The sequence below is a fragment of the Marinomonas foliarum genome (assembly GCF_003337275.1).
Lineage (GTDB): Bacteria > Pseudomonadota > Gammaproteobacteria > Pseudomonadales > Marinomonadaceae > Marinomonas > Marinomonas foliarum.
This window is the reverse complement of sequence record NZ_QPJQ01000001.1, coordinates 40,990-58,451: the sequence shown is the minus strand read 5'-3', so window position 1 is coordinate 58,451 and position 17,462 is coordinate 40,990. Positions and strand designations below refer to the sequence as shown.

Annotated in this window: 15 protein-coding genes; 12 read left to right on the top strand and 3 right to left on the bottom strand. The window is 41.5% G+C overall.

Annotated elements, in window-relative coordinates; all coding sequences use genetic code 11:
• Window positions 1–26: 26 nt before the first annotated feature.
• Window positions 27–1,664: a methyl-accepting chemotaxis protein gene (locus tag DFP77_RS00260; protein WP_114410300.1), complete on the bottom strand. Its 1,638-nt coding sequence runs from the start codon at window positions 1,662–1,664 to the stop codon at window positions 27–29.
• 255 nt (window positions 1,665–1,919) lie between these two features.
• On the opposite strand from DFP77_RS00260, the gene DFP77_RS00255 reads away from it, so the two are divergent.
• From DFP77_RS00255 to DFP77_RS00215, 9 genes are all read left to right on the top strand, one after another.
• Window positions 1,920–3,821, top strand: coding sequence for a PhoX family protein (locus tag DFP77_RS00255; protein ID WP_114410299.1), 1,902 nt, complete (start codon window positions 1,920–1,922; stop codon window positions 3,819–3,821).
• A gap of 275 nt (window positions 3,822–4,096) precedes the next feature.
• A complete protein-coding gene (locus DFP77_RS00250) occupies window positions 4,097–6,523 on the top strand; it encodes a putative bifunctional diguanylate cyclase/phosphodiesterase (protein ID WP_258860931.1) in 2,427 nt (808 codons plus the stop codon).
• 69 nt (window positions 6,524–6,592) lie between these two features.
• Window positions 6,593–8,155 (top strand): FMN-binding glutamate synthase family protein, encoded by a 1,563-nt coding sequence (locus tag DFP77_RS00245; RefSeq protein ID WP_114410297.1) that lies wholly within the window; start codon window positions 6,593–6,595, stop codon window positions 8,153–8,155.
• Between the two features lie 134 nt (window positions 8,156–8,289).
• Entirely contained in the window at window positions 8,290–8,703 is a 414-nt protein-coding gene (locus tag DFP77_RS00240) for a VOC family protein (RefSeq protein ID WP_114410296.1), read from the top strand.
• Window positions 8,700–9,635 carry a 2-hydroxyacid dehydrogenase gene (locus DFP77_RS00235; protein WP_114410295.1) on the top strand — a complete coding sequence of 312 codons (936 nt, stop codon included), beginning with the start codon at window positions 8,700–8,702 and terminating at the stop codon, window positions 9,633–9,635. Before DFP77_RS00240 ends, DFP77_RS00235 begins: the two co-directional genes overlap by 4 nt.
• 51 nt (window positions 9,636–9,686) lie before the next feature.
• The gene (locus tag DFP77_RS00230; protein WP_114410294.1) at window positions 9,687–10,037 is read left to right on the top strand and encodes a 5-carboxymethyl-2-hydroxymuconate Delta-isomerase; all 351 of its coding nucleotides are present in this window, start codon (window positions 9,687–9,689) and stop codon (window positions 10,035–10,037) included.
• 34 nt (window positions 10,038–10,071) lie between these two features.
• Entirely contained in the window at window positions 10,072–11,058 is a 987-nt protein-coding gene (locus tag DFP77_RS00225; protein ID WP_114410293.1) for a phospholipase A, read from the top strand.
• 270 nt (window positions 11,059–11,328) lie between these two features.
• Complete coding sequence (locus tag DFP77_RS00220) at window positions 11,329–11,844, top strand: phosphatase PAP2 family protein (protein ID WP_114410292.1); 516 nt, start codon at window positions 11,329–11,331, stop codon at window positions 11,842–11,844.
• Complete coding sequence (locus DFP77_RS00215; RefSeq protein ID WP_114410291.1) at window positions 11,841–12,944, top strand: MJ1255/VC2487 family glycosyltransferase; 1,104 nt, start codon at window positions 11,841–11,843, stop codon at window positions 12,942–12,944. Before DFP77_RS00220 ends, DFP77_RS00215 begins: the two co-directional genes overlap by 4 nt.
• A gap of 44 nt (window positions 12,945–12,988) precedes the next feature.
• Here the strand turns inward: DFP77_RS00215 and DFP77_RS00210 are convergent, their stop codons facing one another.
• Window positions 12,989–13,912 carry a dienelactone hydrolase family protein gene (locus DFP77_RS00210; protein WP_114410290.1) on the bottom strand — a complete coding sequence of 308 codons (924 nt, stop codon included), beginning with the start codon at window positions 13,910–13,912 and terminating at the stop codon, window positions 12,989–12,991.
• 225 nt (window positions 13,913–14,137) lie between these two features.
• Here DFP77_RS00210 and folM point away from each other — a divergent pair, with 225 nt between their 5' ends.
• The 3 genes from folM (at window position 14,138) to DFP77_RS00195 (ending at window position 16,013) form a co-directional block, all read left to right on the top strand.
• Window positions 14,138–14,860 carry a dihydromonapterin reductase gene (folM, locus tag DFP77_RS00205; RefSeq protein ID WP_114410289.1) on the top strand — a complete coding sequence of 241 codons (723 nt, stop codon included), beginning with the start codon at window positions 14,138–14,140 and terminating at the stop codon, window positions 14,858–14,860.
• 73 nt (window positions 14,861–14,933) lie between these two features.
• Entirely contained in the window at window positions 14,934–15,617 is a 684-nt protein-coding gene (gene folE, locus DFP77_RS00200; protein WP_114410288.1) for a GTP cyclohydrolase I FolE, read from the top strand.
• Between the two features lie 120 nt (window positions 15,618–15,737).
• Window positions 15,738–16,013 carry a hypothetical protein gene (locus DFP77_RS00195; protein WP_114410287.1) on the top strand — a complete coding sequence of 92 codons (276 nt, stop codon included), beginning with the start codon at window positions 15,738–15,740 and terminating at the stop codon, window positions 16,011–16,013.
• A gap of 68 nt (window positions 16,014–16,081) precedes the next feature.
• On the opposite strand, the gene DFP77_RS00190 is transcribed toward DFP77_RS00195, so the two are convergent.
• A complete protein-coding gene (locus DFP77_RS00190) occupies window positions 16,082–17,293 on the bottom strand; it encodes an MFS transporter (RefSeq protein WP_114410286.1) in 1,212 nt (403 codons plus the stop codon).
• Window positions 17,294–17,462: the final 169 nt, after the last annotated feature.

Genomic DNA, 17,462 nt, shown 5'->3' with positions numbered 1-17,462 from the left:
CTCATTGGCTGTTTTCAAAGATGCCTTTAAAGCTTAAATATCGACATTATCTTTTGGGTCTCTTTAGCTGTTTTTGCTAATGACTCGCTGGTCTCATTGTTTTGTTTAACCTGCAACCCTGCCTGTGCTGAAAGCTCAGCAACTTTTTCATTAAGGCTGTTTAGTCTCTGGACTGCATCACTTTGCATGTTGACGCTTTCAATGACTGTTCTGCTGGCTTTATTTATGTCGTCCACTGAAACGGCAATATCTTGAAGGTATTGTGTGGTTAAGGTGATTTCTTCAGTGGTTCTTTGTGATTGCTGATGACTTGCAGTAATGCGGGTTTCAGCTTCTTTTGCCCCGCTTTGTAATTTGTTAATCATGTGTTGTATTTCGTCGGTAGAGGCTTGTGTGCGGCTTGCTAACCCCCGTACCTCATCTGCGACAACAGCAAATCCACGGCCTTGCTCACCGGCTCGTGCCGCTTCAATGGCTGCGTTGAGTGCCAATAAGTTGGTTTGTTCTGCAATGGCGCTTATAACATCTAATACGGAACCAATAGTCTGTGATTGTTCTGCTAATTGAACCACTGAATTTAAACCGGACTCTAATTCGTGTGACAGCTTTTCAAGTGACTCAACGGTTTGGTTAATTGAGGTTTGCCCTGTTTGGGTTTTTTCGGCAGTATTTTGTGCTGAAATGAGAGTGGTTTGGGTACTGTTAGTGACTTCATTTTTAAACTCGTCGACTTCTTTTATTGTTTCTGCCATTTGCGCAAACATACCTTCACGTTGCTGAGTAATTGCTTGTGTTTTGGCTGCAACATTTTTCAGTTCTTGGCTTTTTTGCTCTACTTCTTGGTTGAGTGAAACTGCCTTACCTAAAGTCTCGGAGAGACGATCCACAAAGCTATTGTAGTGAGTGGCAATCAAAGTCAGCTGGTCCTTTCCCGATTCAGGTAAACGTGTTTTCAAGTCACCATCGCCATCTGATATGTTGTGTAAAACAGCTTGAATTTGCCCTATAGGTTGTAGGATTGAACGTACGATTAAAAAGGATAAGAACAAGGCGGTAAGAATAATGCTTATGCTGATAATACCAAGACGCATGACTTCTTTTAGATACTGAGAGTTGACTTCATCAAGATAGATACCAGATCCAATAATCCAACCCCAAGGCTTGAAGCCCTGAACATATGATATTTTTTCAACAGGAAGCTCGCTACCTGGTTTAGGCCAGAGGTAGTCAACGAACCCGGCTTCTTGGGCTTTTACTATTTTTGTAAATTCGGAAAAAAGTTTTTTGCCATTAGGGTCTTCAAGGTTTGACAAATCCTTCCCATCCAATGCCGAATTTACGGAGTGCATAACCATTTTTGCATCGTAATCGTTGATCCAGAAGTATTCGGACGTCGCATAACGAGTATTTTTGATTATTTCCATAGCATAGTGCTGTGCGTCAGAACGGCTAAGATCTCCGGATTGCTCTAGCTTATGAAAATAACTAAATACGCCAGTGGCAGTTTCGACAACATGTTTGGTTTGTGCATATTTTTCATCGAGTAATGATTGTTTGTTGACCGTAAGGGACAAATAAATCACAAACAAAAGACCTAATGAAAAGAAAATGACCAAGCTAGTTAGTCTTAAGCGGATTGGTATGTTTCGCAGAGTATTAATCATAACTTCACCCTTTATTCATGTTGTTTTTGTTATTTGGGGAGTCGCAATATTTCTTGTATAGCACATGTTTTACTCATCGTACTGATTAATATAAGCACAATGTCTCGTCACTGTCATTTTCATGTCATCTTTTCTCGGTAAGTTACTTTCTAATCTCCCTGCCAGAGGGAAGGTCAGCATTTGAAACTCATAAAAAATTTTGCCTTGGTGCAATCTCAATAATGGCTAATTTTTAATAATTAATAGGGCAGTGTTATGAAGACTAAAAATAATGTGAAGCTAGGTTTTGATGAGTTAGATGAATTGGTACGTCCAGCTCCTGAGGTCGTTGAGTTTGAGGAAGTAGCCAATAAAATGGTGTCACGCCGTGGCTTTTTAGGTGGTGGTGCTGCGGTCGGTGCTGGCGCATTTGTAATGGGATCAACTGCATTCTCAGCCAGTAAAGCGCTTGCCGCAGGAAGTAAAGAATCACGTCTAGCGTTTAGTATGGTTGGCGCTAATACATTGGATACTGTAACGGTACCTGAAGGTTATAAGTGGGAAGTTTTGGCTTCTTGGGGAGATCCATTATTCAGCAATGCTCCAGCGTTTAACGCGACGACGGGTGGTACTGGTGCTTCTCAAGAGTTAGCGTTTGGCGATCATAATGATGGCATGGCGTTTTTCTCTAAGGATGGTAAGCAGATCATGGCCATCAACAATGAATACACGAATGGCGATACTCTTCATGCTAATCGTACCGATGGTATGCCTGCCAATGCTGATGACGTACGTAAAAACAAAGCTGCTCATGGTGTGTCCATAATAGAAGTTGCAGAGCGTGGCGGAAAATGGGGGATTGTTCAGGACTCTCCTTATAATCGCCGTATTACAGCGGATACAGAAATGGATATCACAGGCCCTGCTCGTGGTCACAAATGGATGCAGACATCAGAAGACCCGAAAGGCTTAGTCGCAAAAGGAACTTGGAATAACTGTGGTAATGGACAAACACCATGGGGTACTTATTTGACATGTGAAGAGAATTTTAATGGCTACTTCACAGCCAATGATAAAGATTACAAAATGTCAGAAGCATTTAAACGTTATGGCATGAGTACGGAAGGCCGTTATAATTGGGCGATGGCTGATGATCGTTTTGATCTTGTTAAAGAACCAAACGAGCCAAACCGCTTTGGTTATATTGTTGAAATCGATCCGCTGGATCCGACTTCTCGCCCGAAAAAACGTACGGCACTTGGTCGTTTTAAACACGAAAACGCAGAGTTAACTATTGCGCCGAATGGCCATGTTGTTGTCTACCTTGGCGATGACGAGCGTGGCGAATTTTTATATCGTTTTATCTCGAAGCATAAATATTTGGCTGGTGGTAATAACCGTGATTTGCTTGAAGAAGGTACGTTATATGTTGCCAAATTTCATGATAATAATCGCGGTGAGTGGTTAGCGTTGACACCTAAAACTACAGGTATGACAGAGGCAGAAATCTCCATTCACACTCGTATGGCGGCTTCGAAAGTAGGTGCTACAACGATGGACCGTCCAGAGTGGGTTGCGGCTCATCCACATAAAGCAGAAGTTTACTGCTCATTGACGAATAACAAAAACCGTGGTGTTAAGCCTAATGCAGGTGGTGATGAAACGCCTGCTGGTGGCCCAAACCCAAGAGTAAAAAACAATTTTGGTCAGATTGTTCGTTGGATGCCAATGGACTCTGATCATACTCACACTGAGTTTAAGTGGGACTTGTTTGTTTTGGCGGGTAATCCAGCAGTTTTTGATGATGCCAATGCCGGATCTCAGAACATTAATCAAGACAATATGTTTAACTCACCAGATGGTCTGAAGTTTGATTCTAAAGGTCTTTTGTGGATCCAGACAGACGGTAACTACTCAAACGAAAAAGATTTCCAAGGGCAAGGCAATAATCAGATGTTGGTTGGAGATCCTGATACGGGAGAAATTCGTCGTTTTCTAGTTGGGCCAAAGGAATCAGAGATTACCGGCTTAGCTTGGAATGCAGCTAAGACAACTATGTTTATTAGTATTCAGCATCCGGGTGAAGGTGGTAATTCACATTGGCCTGACGGTGGGCGCTCAGTTCCACGCTCTAGTGTGATTGCTATATCACGTGAAGACGGTGCTGTTATAGGTTAAGTTTTTGCTTTATAAGTAAGTTTCGCTATTTTAAAAGCCAGTGTGATAAACATACTGGCTTTTTTTATGAGGTTCTTTGGAGTCTTTGTTAGTAAGTTATGACTTAGATCATAGCCCTCATAAGAGTTTTTTATAGGTTCTTGTGTCATTGCTCAGAAAATGTCAGTCTTATAAAAGAGTAAGTTGTAGGTCTTTATCTTACGAGTCTTGCGTGTCGCACTGGCCTAGTTTGTGCTTAAGTTTATGGATGTGGGGATTGTGCAAGTAGCATAATAATGAATTCCGAAGAATATAAGCGAGTGAAGATGGGAGTTGTTTTTTCGAGATCTCTATTTATTAAACAAGCGTTTTTAACGTTAGTTCTCGCAATTGTTCTAAGCTTAGTCAGCAGTGGTTTTCAGTTCTTTGAAGGAATTAGCGACCAAAAGGCCGAGATAAATCAAGACTTCGAAGAATTACTCGCTGTTGTTGAAAAGCCACTATCTGAAGCGGTTTTTCGTTTAGATGTTGATTTTGCTCAACAACAGGTTGATGGTTTGCTGTTTAGTCCTACTATTTCTCATTTAGAAGTCAGAGATGAATCAGGGAATATTTTTGTTGAAGCCACTGGTGCCAAACGTGATTTTTCGGTGCCGAAATTTTTCACTGATTTTTTCTTACTCGATCTACAAAATTACGAGCGAAAGCTGCATTTAGAAACGCCTGATTTTGATGCTGGATATTTATATCTCTGGCCAGAAAAACGTTATTTATTAGATAGAATTTTCAAAGAACAACTTTCTATTTTAGTCTACAATCTGTTCAAAGATTTGTTATTAGCCTCTCTGCTTTCTTTAGTGTTTTATTTTCTAGTCACTTATCCTCTTATGCGTTTAACAGAATCCTTATCGCATGTTGGCCATAATGACGATATTCCGTTGCCAAAATCCTTTCACCGACACCATAAGTTAGATGAGTTAGGCAATTTACACGCTACTTTTGCATCCCTATGGAAAAAACTTAATACAGCCTTGAGTGATTTAGAGCGCAGTGATAGTCATACCAAAGCCATGATTGAGCACGCCGCCGATGGTATTCTGTTACTAGATGACAGCAACAAGATTACTTTAGTTAATCTAACGGCAGAACTTATGCTTAAAAAGAGTGCTATCGAGCTTAAATCACACTCGTTGGAGGCATTGCACACCCCATCGTCATGGGTAGAGTTTCTTGACGTTCTACAGAATTTAAACCTTGATACCCCTCTAACGGTAGAGGCTAGATATCAAATCCAAGGTGTTGAATTACCTGTAGAAATACGTATGGCGAAATATCGAGTTCAAAGTAAGGTCGAGACAATACTCTTGGTACGTGATGTTTCTGAGCGGAAAGATGCAGAGGCCCATATCCATCGACTGGCTTATTATGATTCAGTAACGAGTTTGCCTAATCGCCAATATTTATCAGACAAACTTTGTGACGTGTTAAAAAGCTCGCGAGGAACAAATTCAAGCAGTCATTCAGCTGTTGTTTTTATGGACCTCGATAGATTCAAGACTATTAATGACTCTCTTGGCCACAATGTTGGTGATCAATTACTTTGTTGTGTGGCGTCGCAACTGGATTCTCTTATTGACGATAATATTGTATTTGTCCGCATGGGTGGGGATGAATTTGCTTTCTTGTTGGTGCATCTCGGTGACAATGAAGTACAGGTAGAAAAAGCCGTTAATAAATTTGTTAGAAGCATAATGTATGCATGCCAGCAGGTTAAGAAAGCTGGCCATCATGAAGTGCATATTACAGCAAGTTTAGGTGCGACTATTTTTAATGGTGATGGTGCTTCAGTAGAGGCTATTTTGAAGCAGGCTGATACAGCGTTATATCGAGCGAAAGAGTCTGGACGGAATACTTTTGCGCTGTATAAAACAGAAATGCAAGCAGTATCAGATGCTCGACTCGAAATGGAAAAAGCCCTTCATCATGCCACCGAATCCAAATTGTTTAAGTTATATTATCAGCCACAGACGAATGATAAAAATCAGTTAATTGGGGCGGAAGCGTTGATTAGATGGAAAGATGAGCAGAAAGGCTTCATTTCTCCTGCCGTATTTATACCTGTCGCTGAAGAAATTGGTTTGATTGTTGAAATTGGCCAGTGGGTTTTAAATGAGTCATTGTCCCAAGTCGCGATATGGTTAAAAGAAGGTAAATGGGATCCATCTTGGCGCATGTCTATAAACGTCAGTCCAATTCAGTTTCAACAGGCGGGTTTTTTACCCATGCTGAAGGAGCAGCTAGAGAAGCATGAGGTTCCTGCAAGCTGTGTTGATCTAGAAATCACAGAGAATATGCTTCTTAATGATCTGACTTCATCTTTAGAAAAAATGCACGCTATAAAGTGTTTAGGTGTTCATCTTTCCATTGATGATTTTGGTACAGGTTACTCTTCTTTGAAGTACCTGAAATCTTTGCCAATTGACCGCCTGAAAATAGATCAATCCTTTGTTAGAGACTTATTGACTGATAAAAGTGATGAGGCAATTGTTCATGCGGTTATCGCGATGGCACAAGCACTCAATATTAATGTTTTGGCTGAAGGTGTAGAGACCTTTGTGCATTACGATCGATTGCGTGAAATAGGTTGCTTCTTTTATCAGGGTTATTACTTTGGCCATCCAGTCCCTCCAGAAGACTTTATTGCTGAGTTTGTCCATGATTGACGCACACAGGGCCCTTCTTTATAGCGTAATATAACCAAATAAACTTATTGTTAATATTAAGGGCTTGGTATGGATTTCTTATCTTCATTAGCAACGATGACCATTCATTGGGGAGCACTGCTGTTTGTTTTTTTGCTTTTCGTTGCTGCGGTTTCTGTAGCTGTAATGTATTGGGTTGATACACATCAAACGTCTCATACCATTAGACGAAATTACCCTGTTGTTGGGCGTTTTCGCTATATTTTTGAGCATATGGGTGAATTTTTTCGACAATACTTTTTTGCCATGGATCGTGAAGAGCGTCCGTTCGATCGAGCAGAACGCTCTTGGGCATATCGTGCCGCGAAAAATGTTGATAGCACCATTGCCTTTGGGTCGACTCGCTCTCTTGAAACCCCCGGTGATATCTTCTTTTTGAATTGCGCCTTTCCAACTTTAGACGAAGATGCGGCACAACCGAAAGAGATTTGTATTGGTGAATACACTGCCAAAAAGCCCTATAGAACTCGTTCCGTGGTAAATATTTCTGGGATGAGTTTTGGCGCCTTGTCGAAGCCTGCTGTACAAGCTTTATCAAAAGGTGCACGTAAGGCTGGTATTTGGATGAATACAGGGGAGGGTGGGTTATCTCCTTATCATCTTGAAGGTGGCTGTGATTTGGTCTTCCAGATTGGTACGGCAAAATATGGCGTGCGTAATCATGAAGGTCATTTAGATGATACGAAATTGGCGAGCTTGGCAGAGCATGAAAATGTGCGTATGTTTGAAATCAAAATGAGTCAAGGCGCGAAACCAGGTAAGGGCGGTATGTTGCCAGGTACGAAAGTGACAGAAGAAATTGCCCATACTCGTGGTATTCCTGTTGGTCAGGATTCCAACAGCCCCAATGGCCATATCGACATAAAATCCATCGATGACTTACTTAATATGGTTCATCATGTTCGTAAAGTAACCTCTAAGCCAGTTGGTTTCAAAATGGTGGTTGGTGATCTCTCATTCTTCGAAACATTGTGTGAACTAGTACATAAAAAAGGCATCGACTATTGTCCTGATTTTATCACAATTGATAGTTCTGATGGTGGTACGGGAGCGGCTCCACAACCTTTAATGGACTATGTGGGTATGCATTTGCGTGAGAGTTTACCTACGGTGGTGAATATTGTGACCTCATATGGTTTACGTCGATATATCAAAATTATTGCATCAGGCAAGTTGATCGTTCCTGGTAAGGCGGCGTGGGCTTTAAGCGCAGGCGCCGATTTTGTTGTGACAGCGCGAGGTTTTCTATTTTCTCTTGGCTGTATTCAGGCATTACAGTGTAATAAAAATACCTGCCCTACAGGCATTACGACGCACAATCCTGATTTACAACAGGGTTTAGTCGCAGCCGAAAAATCGGAGCGAGTGGCAAATTACGCTGCTGAGCTCTTGCATGGCATCGGCATGATTGCCCATTCTTGTGGCGTGAAAGAGCCAAGAGAGTTGATGCGTTCCCATGTTCGAATTATTGAAAACCAAAGTCATTCACAGTTATTTTCACAAGCGAATCCGATCCCTAATGTTCGCCCTGAATACATTAATATGACAGCATTTCAGGAACAAACTATTTCCAACGAAGAGCGCCTGCAATAGTCTGTAGTCTTGGTCGTTGGAACTGCTATTTTTTATTTTAATGCTAAGTATATGAGGCCTCTTTAGGGTCTCATATTTACTTTTTCCCTTCGTGCTGTATGTTTTAGTCTCAACTTTTTTGTTAGGGGCATAATATGTCTGCTTTTTTTCACTATGCTTTTCATGTTACCTCCTTGGAAGAAACACGACTTTTTTATACTCAGGTTTTAGGCTGTAAAGAAGGAAGAAGTACAGAGACATGGATTGATTTTGATTTTTATGGGCATCAATTGTCTTTGCATCTTGGTGAGCCAAGCCCAACGACAAATACTGGGCGTGTGGGAGAGCATTTTGTTCCCATGCCGCACTTTGGTTTGATTCTACCGTTAGAGGAATGGCAAAAAGTAGCAAAGCGATTAACTGAAGCAAATGTCGTATTTGATCTCGCTCCCAGTGTCCGGTTCGAAGGCATGCCAGGAGAGCAGTGGACACTGTTTTTTAAAGACCCGAGTGGTAATGCCATTGAGCTAAAAGGCTTTAAAGATATGACACAGGTATACGCAAAATGATTCCTTTTATCAGTCGAAGTGGTTTAGCTGAGCAAGTAGCTTGGGTTGAGGCGTTGTCGAAAGCAATGCCGAATGAAGAGATTGCCTTGTTATCTGAGTTAACCGAAGAGCAAAAGCAAGAATGCGATGTTGCGATTGTTGCTAATCCAGACCCTCAAGATTTACTAGCACTTCCAGCTTTACGTTGGGTACACAGCGTATGGGCGGGTGTTGAACGCATGGTTCAGGAGCTGTCTTCTCCTACGTTTTCGATTGTTAGATTAGTTGATCCTAATTTGGCGGCAACTATGTCCGAGGCGGTGTTAGCGTGGACATTATTTCTACATCGAGACATGCCAACTTACGCGCAACAGCAGAGGAAAAAACAATGGCATGGGCAGCCGATGGTCTTTCCCCAAGATAGGCGAATTGGCATACTTGGTCTAGGTGAATTAGGTAAACTGAGCGCTCTGCGGTTGGCTAATAATGGATTTTCGGTTGCGGGGTGGAGTCGAAGTGAGAAGGTGATGGATGGCATTTCATGTTTCCATGGTGAAAATGGGCTGATTTCATTGTTAAGTCAAAGTGATATTATTGTTTGTCTGTTGCCTTTAACGGCGCAAACAAAGGGAATATTGAATAGCGAGACATTGGCGCATTTACCTGTTGGGGCAAGTATTATTAATTTTGCTCGAGGACCGATTATCAATGATGACGCGTTATTAGAAAGGCTAGATTCCGATGCGCTATCTCATGTGGTATTGGATGTCTTTATGCATGAGCCATTGCCGGAAGAGCATCGTTATTGGGAACATTCTTCAGTGACCGTATTACCACATATTTCTGCTCCAACTAGTCCTGCAAGTGCGAGTAGCATTGTTGCTAAAAATATTAGTCACTATCGACTGACTGCTGAAATACCTTCAGCGGTGGACCCTGTTTTGGGGTACTAATTTAGAAAGCCAACCTTTAACTATCAAATAAATCTAAAAATGGAGTCTGCTATGCCGCATTGTGTTGTTGAGTACAGCCAAAATTTAGAGCAAGAAGTGCCGCCTGCTGATCTTTTAGAAGCCGTCAAAGAGGCGTGTATTGCATCTACACTTTTCTCTGTTGAAGATATCAAGTTGCGCAGTTTACCTTATAAAAGTTTTCTGACTGGCGGGAAGGAAGACGCTTTTATTCATGTGACATTGAGGGTGTTATCTGGGAGAACTGTAGAGCAAAGAAAACAACTTTCTGATTTAGTTCTAGAAGGGTTAACACAATTTCCATTAAAGGATGTTAGCTTCTCTGTAGAAGTGTGTGAAATGGAAAGGGATACTTATGTTAAAAGGGTCGTTCTATCTCAATAACAATGACATATTTGACGCTAGTAAGGATATATTGATGAAAGCCATTGTGTGCTCAGTAATGCTTGTTCCTAGTTTGCTTTGGGCAGATTCCAACAGGGTTCATCTTGATGAAAAGTCAGTCGTCGCGCCAGAAGTCAGTGATTCCCTGGAAGAGGTGGATGAGCCTTATTCACCAGAAGAGCCAGAAGTGCCAGAATCTATTACTAAGCGAGCAAGAGACGCCAATGGACTTTATGAGCAGAGAGAAAACAGAGAAACAGCGACAGCCAGCAACCCATTTGTATTAACTCCCCATAAACCGAATTATTTTTTGCCAATTGCCTACACTTCTAATCCGAATGACCGTGCTTTTTTAGGAGATCAAGCGGACTCTGAAAAGTTAGACTCCGTAGAGTTTAAATTTCAGTTAAGTGTGAAGTTTCCTGTTGCTTATGACATTGTTGGGCGTGATACCAGTTTGTGGTTTGCATATTCGCAACAAGCCTATTGGCAAGCGTATAACAGTGGTATTTCTGCCCCATTTAGAGATACCAATCACGAGCCAGAGGTTTTTATTGTAACTAAGCCCAAACATGACTTCTTAGGAATTAAGCCAAGTTATGTATCGTATGGTTTCAATCACCAGTCTAATGGTCAATCAGGTGACTTGTCTCGTTCTTGGAATCGGTTTTATGTAGACTTTATGTTTGAGCAAGATAATACCGCTTTTTCATTCAAGCCTTGGTATCGAATCCCCGAAAGTTCGAAACTAGATGATAATCCAAACATCGAAGACTATTACGGCTACGGTGAATTTAATCTCATTCATGTTATTGATGATTACACTATCGATTTGATGTTTAGAAACAATCTAAAATCATCAGATAATCGGGGGGCTATTCAGGTTGGTTTTACTTTCCCTTTGTGGGGGAAAACTCGTGGTTATGTGCAATATTTTAATGGTTATGGACAATCCTTACTGGATTACAACCATCAGACTCAGTCTTTGGGGATCGGGATTATGCTCACCAACTGGCTATAAATTGATGCCCCTCACTTCCTATCAAATGATGAAACTGGATTTTAAAGTACCGTTCATTTCTTACTGCTATTGAGTCATATAATCCAAGTTGCTTTTTTAGTGTTGTTTAAATGAAAATATTTAAACAACACTAAACGAGTGTTGAAAACGCTAGTATAGCAGTGTCGATAGCTGAGTTTTGCTGTCATTAAGTTGTCATCAGAATGCCATGGAACGGACATTTTATTGGTTTATGTTGAAAACAAGACAAAAACCAGTGAGGTGACAAGTATGAACCTACTTCAGAATATCCACGCAGTTGATGTACTAACTTTTTCTTGGTGTATGGCTCGCAAGCATAGGGCTGTTTTGACACGTTTAGGCCGTGCTATTTCATTTTCTGCCGATGGCCCTCTTTATGCCGTGGCAGCACTTTTATTGTGGCTTACTGGCTACAAGGTGTTAGTACTGGTAATGGTTCTGGGCTTTTTGCTCGAGCGCATTGTGTATCTTGTATTGAAAAAAGGTTTTAAGCGCAATCGACCTGCTGATGCACTGGATAATTTTAGCAGTTTTATTATTCCCTCCGACCAATTCTCTTTTCCATCCGGACATACATCGGGGGCATTTTTTATGGCCTATTGCCTGTCCGAATGGTTCCCGAGTATGAATGTTATATTGTACTTTTGGGCTGCCAATGTCGGCTTATCACGTATTTTTCTTGGTGTGCATTTTCCAACAGATACAGTCATTGGCGCCCTGCTAGGAACCATTTGTGCGGCTATTGCGATAGGGATTTTGGTATGAAAATTCTGTATGGCGTTCAGGGGACCGGCAATGGGCATATTACTCGTGCTCGGGCGATGGCGGCAGAAATGCAATTAGCTGGTATCGAAGTCGACTTTGTATTTTCAGGCCGACCACCAGAAGACTATTTTGATATGGCGGTGTTTGGTAATTACAGAACATTCCAAGGGTTAAGCTTTGTCGCCCGAAATGGACAATTGGATTTGTATGCAACATGTAAGAGTGCAAATTTTTTAAAATTGTATCGAGACATTCGTTCGTTAGATACGCGTGGTTATGATCTGGTGATTACTGATTTCGAGCCAATAGTTGCTTGGGCGTCTAAACGACAAGGGGTTCCTTGTATTGGGTTTGGTCATCAGTATGCGTTTAAACATGATATACCTCGCTATAAGAAAAACAGGGTGGCTCAGTGGGTCATGGCAAATTTTGCACCAACGACAACTCAGTTAGGCGCCCATTGGCATCACTTTGGCTACCCTATTTTGCCACCACTTATTCACGCTCAAACAATGAGCAATATGCCAGATTCTGACTCTGTGTTGGTTTATCTTCCTTTTGAAAACAGTGAAGCTGTACTTGAGTGGTTAGAAGGTGTGCCTAATTATCGTTTTCGATTGCACTGCAAAGATATTGATCCAGGTGTGTATGGTAATGTGGAAGTGTTTCCATTTGGCCGAGATTTGTTTCAGAAAAACCTCAGTGAATGTGAGTCTGTACTCTGCAATGCGGGGTTTGAATTGAATTCAGAAGCTTTGCAACTGGGTCGTCGTATTTTGGCTAAGCCATTAAAAGGGCAAATTGAGCAACACTCGAATGCGATCGCACTAGATTTATTAGGTGTTGCTAAAACGAGCGATGTGCTGAATTCGCATATTATCCAAGAATGGCTCGAGATGAGCAGAGTGATTCAAATATCCTATCCTAATGTGGCCCGTGCCGTCGTGGATTGGTTGCAGTCTGGCAATGATATTAGTTTGTCAGACTTATGTGAGTCTTTGTGGCGACAAACTCCCAATGTTCGCGGTATTGATTTTTCGTTGCAACTAAGTAAAAGCACAATAGGAGTAATGCCTAGAGCAAACAAGGTTACTGCCTGATATAGGCTGTAACCTTGTGTTTTACTTTACGTTGTATTTAGCATTTAGCTCTTAAGTGTTTGCTTGAAGAATTTCACCGTGCGATCCCAAGCCAATTCGGCATTTTTTTCATCATAACGTGCGGTTGAGTCATTATGAAAGCCATGATTGGTTTTAGGGTAGACGTATGCAGTGTAATCCACTTTATTTGCTTTTAGCGTTTTTTCGTAGTCAGGCCAAGTATCGTTAACGCGTTTGTCTAGCTCTGCAAAATGCAATTGTAGGGGGGCTTTTATGTTGTCTATTTGGGATTTTGCCGGGGTTCCATAATAAGGTGCACCAGCATGAATAGTATCCGGCATGATTGCCGCTAATGTGTTTGTTAAATACCCACCATAACAGAAACCCACCATACCGACTTTGCCTGTGCTAAATGAATGATTTTTTAGCAGACTTGCAGCGTCCATAAAGTCGCCTTCAATTTTGTTGCCATCCATGGTTTTTTGCATAGCACGGCCTTCATCATCATTACCAGGGTAACCACCTAAAGGAAACAGTGCGTCTGGTGCAAAAGCAATAAAACCTGCTTTTGCTAGGCGACGTGCCACGTCTTCAATATAAGGGTTGAGACCGCGGTTTTCATGAGCTACTAAAATTGCCGCGGTTTTGTTGTCTGCGTTGACACTTTTTGGAATGACTAGATAGCCTCGAGCTCTACCATGGCCATTAGGCGAGTCATACTCAACGTAGCTTGCCACTATGTCAGGATCGTTAAATGACACTTGCTCGGCTAACGCGTAGTTAGGTGTGAGTGCCCCTGCCACGACAGACAGTGTTAATCCTGTAACACTTAACGTACCAAGCCGAGACAAGAATGTACGGCGATCAATATCTCCATGTGCGTATTCGTCATACCAGTCGAAGGCTTCTTGTGGAATGCTATCGGTTGTTAAGGGGCTAATAGTCGATTTTTCTGTCGATAAAGTCATTACAATTCCTTCTTTTCAGCTGATAAAAGTTCGTAACGCATTTTTTAGAACTAATTTCTTAAAAGTGGTTCAATAAATACGTAGATAAAACGCGCTTAGATGACACAAATTGATCTTTTTTTAAGGTAACTACGTATTGAGATTAGCAGAAAGAAAATATTAGACTGGGCTAATGAATATAATTTGATGTGATCGACACAGAAAACTTTGTAGGAATGGATGTGAATGATACGTAAAATGCCGATCATTATTACTGGTGGTGGACAACGCTTAGGTCTTGCTTGTGCTAAGGCATTAGTGACTAAAGGCTATAGCGTCATTATTACTTACCGAAAAGTGCGCAAAGACATTGCAGCTCTAGAAGAACAGGGAATTACTTGTATTCAAGCCGATTTTTCAACTTCGTCAGGGGTTGATTTGTTTACGACTCACATATTAGAGCAATACTCGGCACTTGGTGGCATTATCCATAATGCGTCTGAGTGGGACTCGGAGGAAGAGTGTTCGAATACTGCACTATTAATGGAAACTATGTGGCAAGTGCATGTATTTGCACCTTATCGTATAAATCTCGCCTTTGAAGCATTATTATGTGCGGGTGCTGAGCAAGATGGGCAAGCGGATATTATCCATATGACCGATTATGTGGCTGAAAAAGGCAGTGATAAGCATATTGCTTATGCGGCAAGTAAGGCTGGCTTAGCTAATTTAACATGCTCATTCGCTAAGCGATTTGCACCATGTATTAAAGTGAATGCTATTGCTCCATCATTGCTAATGTTTAATAACAGTGATGACGATGACTATCGAATTAAAGCATTGAGTAAATCTTTGCTTCGCAAAGAGCCGGGTGAGCAAGAAGGTGTGCTAGCCGTACAGTACATATTAGACAGTCTTTATATGACAGGTCGAACCTTGTCACTAGACGGAGGACGACATTTGGTTTAATCGCCAAATAAGACTTCTTTATTTTGAATGCCTTCATGTCATGAGACAGGGTTAAGAAACGTAGGACAAAAAGATGGAAGCTAATCTAGCTGAGCAAACTAATTTTAATCGCCTTGAGTTGTCTAGTGAGGCAACCAAAGTGCGCGATGCCCTAATCAAAAGTGGTTTAGAAACCCCTATGATTGATAACGGCTTAACAAGCGAAGAAAAATATCAGCGAATTAAAAGTGCGTTCGAAGATGTAGTAACGACTCTTGGGCTGGATTTAACCGATGACAGTTTGGCAGAAACACCTCATCGTATTGCTAAAATGTATGTAAAAGAGATTTTCTCAGGTTTGGACTACGGCTTGTTTCCAAAAATCACTGTGATTGAAAATAAAATGAAAGTGGATGAGATGGTTAAAGTGAGCGATATCAGCTTTACCAGTACTTGTGAGCATCATTTTGTTACCATAGATGGTTTAGCGAAAGTGGCGTATTTGCCTAAAAATAAGATCATCGGCTTGTCTAAGATAAACCGTATTGTTCGTTTTTTTGCACAACGTCCACAAGTTCAAGAGCGCTTGACTCAGCAAATCTTGGTAACATTACAGGCATTGCTTGAAACAGATAATGTGGCAGTCAGCATAAATGCAGTGCATTATTGTGTGAAAGCACGCGGTGTAATGGACGCAAGTTCATCCACCCAGACGACAGCCTTAGGCGGTTTGTTTAAACGCAGTGACAAAACACGCGGTGAGTTTCTAGCTCGATAAACGATAAACTTGAATCGTGACCATGATGTTAAAAAGAGCCGATACAATGGCTCTTTTTTTATGCATTGACGTTAGAATGTATGTATTAATAGATAATAAGAATGATATTTAGAGGTGGGTATGACCGATAAAAAAACCGTCTGGTTTCCAGCAAAAGACAATGGCTGGGGCTGGGGCAAGCCAACGACATGGCAAGGCTGGATTGTATTGGTCGCTTATTTCTTAGCTGTGGTAGTTGTGAGTTTTAGGTTTGATCCAAAAATTGAGTTACTCAATTGGGCAATATCTGTTGTTGCCTGTACGATTTTCTTAATTGGGATGTATGTCTGGAAGGGGGAAGCGCCAAATTGGAAATGGAAGACAATCGAAAAAGACAAGCGCAAATGGTTTAAGTAAACGCGTCTTACTGATTACTATAGGCTCGGTATGTCTACAGTAATCAGTAAGAGAAAGAGTTAAAATTTCTAAGGTGTCTGTTGTTCCAGTGAGTCTCGTTTTAATAAATTTGGGAATAGGTACATCCATAACCCAACGACTGCAATAGTGCCAACGCCACCCACTATAATCGCGGGAACAACTCCGAACCATGCCGCAGTGACCCCAGATTCAAACTCCCCAAGTTGATTCGAGCTTCCAATAAAGACAGAGTTGGCAGCGCTGACTCGTCCACGCATGTCGTCAGGTGTTTCTAATTGAACCAATGTCGAGCGAATGACCACGCTTATCATGTCGGATGATCCAAGCAAAACGAGAGCGATCATCGATAAAAGAAGGTTTTCAGATAGCCCAAATAGAATGGTGGCAACACCGAAAACGGCGACGGCAGCAAACATGATTTTGCCCACGCTATGAGTTAAAGGTCTACGAGCCAAATAAATCGACATAAGTAAAGCACCAACCGCTGGTGAGCAACGTAGCAAGCCAAGTCCCCATGCTTCAGTGTGCAAGATATCTTTTGCCACAATAGGAAGTAATGCGGTGGCACCACCTAATAACACTGCAAACATATCCAGCGACACTGAACCTAAAATGACTTTATTGCCACGAATGAATCGCAGCCCACCAAACAAATGATCCATGCTTATAGGAGACTTACTTTTCACTGTGAAGTTGTAATGTAAGAAAAACATGATGACGCAAGAGACTAAAAAACAACTCATGCTGGAAAGGTAAAGCGTGGTGGGACCAATTAGGTAAATCAAGCCACCAAGTGCTGGTCCTGCAATGACAGAAATCTCCCTCGCGGAGGCGATAGCGCTAACGGCACGCGACAGTAACTCGTTCGGTATAAGGTTCGGGAGAATGGCTTGATTTGCTGGCATTTCAAAGGCTCTGGCAGTACCTAATAGGGCTGCGCAAAGGTAAATCATATTGGCTGAAATGCTTTCAGTCATATTTCCATACGCCAGTATTCCAACTGTCATTGCCATAGTAAAGCGTGTACAAACACAAATAAGGCGACGGTTATAACGATCTGCTACATGACCAACAATCAGTGTTAGTAATAATTGAGGGAGAAATTGGCAAAGCCCCACGAGTCCTAATGCCATTGGACTGTTGGTTAAATCGTACATTTGCCACCCAATGCCAACACTTAGCATTTGAAAGGCAAATGATGAGGCAATTTGTCCAATCCAGAAGTGAACAAAATTAGGTTGCTTAAACAATGGTGGCATGGAAGTTTGATTGCCTTATTTGGTTGTTTTAGAGAGGCGAGCACGTTTTGGTTTTGCTTTAAACCGCCATACGTTAACGATAACAGAGTGTTATTTTACCTGTTCTTTTCGCTGATGCTTGCTGAAATTTGGCCGGAAATATTACCAAGAATATGGTAATTTAGCCGTC

Bases quoted from the DNA above. Each gene is read 5' to 3' on its own strand.
- DFP77_RS00260 (WP_114410300.1), bottom strand. From the start codon at position 1,664: ATGATTAATACTCTGCGAAACATACCAATCCGCTTAAGACTAACTAGC.
- DFP77_RS00255 (WP_114410299.1), top strand. From the start codon at position 1,920: ATGAAGACTAAAAATAATGTGAAGCTAGGTTTTGATGAGTTAGATGAA.
- DFP77_RS00250 (WP_258860931.1), top strand. From the start codon at position 4,097: ATGAATTCCGAAGAATATAAGCGAGTGAAGATGGGAGTTGTTTTTTCG.
- DFP77_RS00245 (WP_114410297.1), top strand. From the start codon at position 6,593: ATGGATTTCTTATCTTCATTAGCAACGATGACCATTCATTGGGGAGCA.
- DFP77_RS00240 (WP_114410296.1), top strand. From the start codon at position 8,290: ATGTCTGCTTTTTTTCACTATGCTTTTCATGTTACCTCCTTGGAAGAA.
- DFP77_RS00235 (WP_114410295.1), top strand. From the start codon at position 8,700: ATGATTCCTTTTATCAGTCGAAGTGGTTTAGCTGAGCAAGTAGCTTGG.
- DFP77_RS00230 (WP_114410294.1), top strand. From the start codon at position 9,687: ATGCCGCATTGTGTTGTTGAGTACAGCCAAAATTTAGAGCAAGAAGTG.
- DFP77_RS00225 (WP_114410293.1), top strand. From the start codon at position 10,072: ATGAAAGCCATTGTGTGCTCAGTAATGCTTGTTCCTAGTTTGCTTTGG.
- DFP77_RS00220 (WP_114410292.1), top strand. From the start codon at position 11,329: ATGAACCTACTTCAGAATATCCACGCAGTTGATGTACTAACTTTTTCT.
- DFP77_RS00215 (WP_114410291.1), top strand. From the start codon at position 11,841: ATGAAAATTCTGTATGGCGTTCAGGGGACCGGCAATGGGCATATTACT.
- DFP77_RS00210 (WP_114410290.1), bottom strand. From the start codon at position 13,912: ATGACTTTATCGACAGAAAAATCGACTATTAGCCCCTTAACAACCGAT.
- folM (WP_114410289.1), top strand. From the start codon at position 14,138: ATGATACGTAAAATGCCGATCATTATTACTGGTGGTGGACAACGCTTA.
- folE (WP_114410288.1), top strand. From the start codon at position 14,934: ATGGAAGCTAATCTAGCTGAGCAAACTAATTTTAATCGCCTTGAGTTG.
- DFP77_RS00195 (WP_114410287.1), top strand. From the start codon at position 15,738: ATGACCGATAAAAAAACCGTCTGGTTTCCAGCAAAAGACAATGGCTGG.
- DFP77_RS00190 (WP_114410286.1), bottom strand. From the start codon at position 17,293: ATGCCACCATTGTTTAAGCAACCTAATTTTGTTCACTTCTGGATTGGA.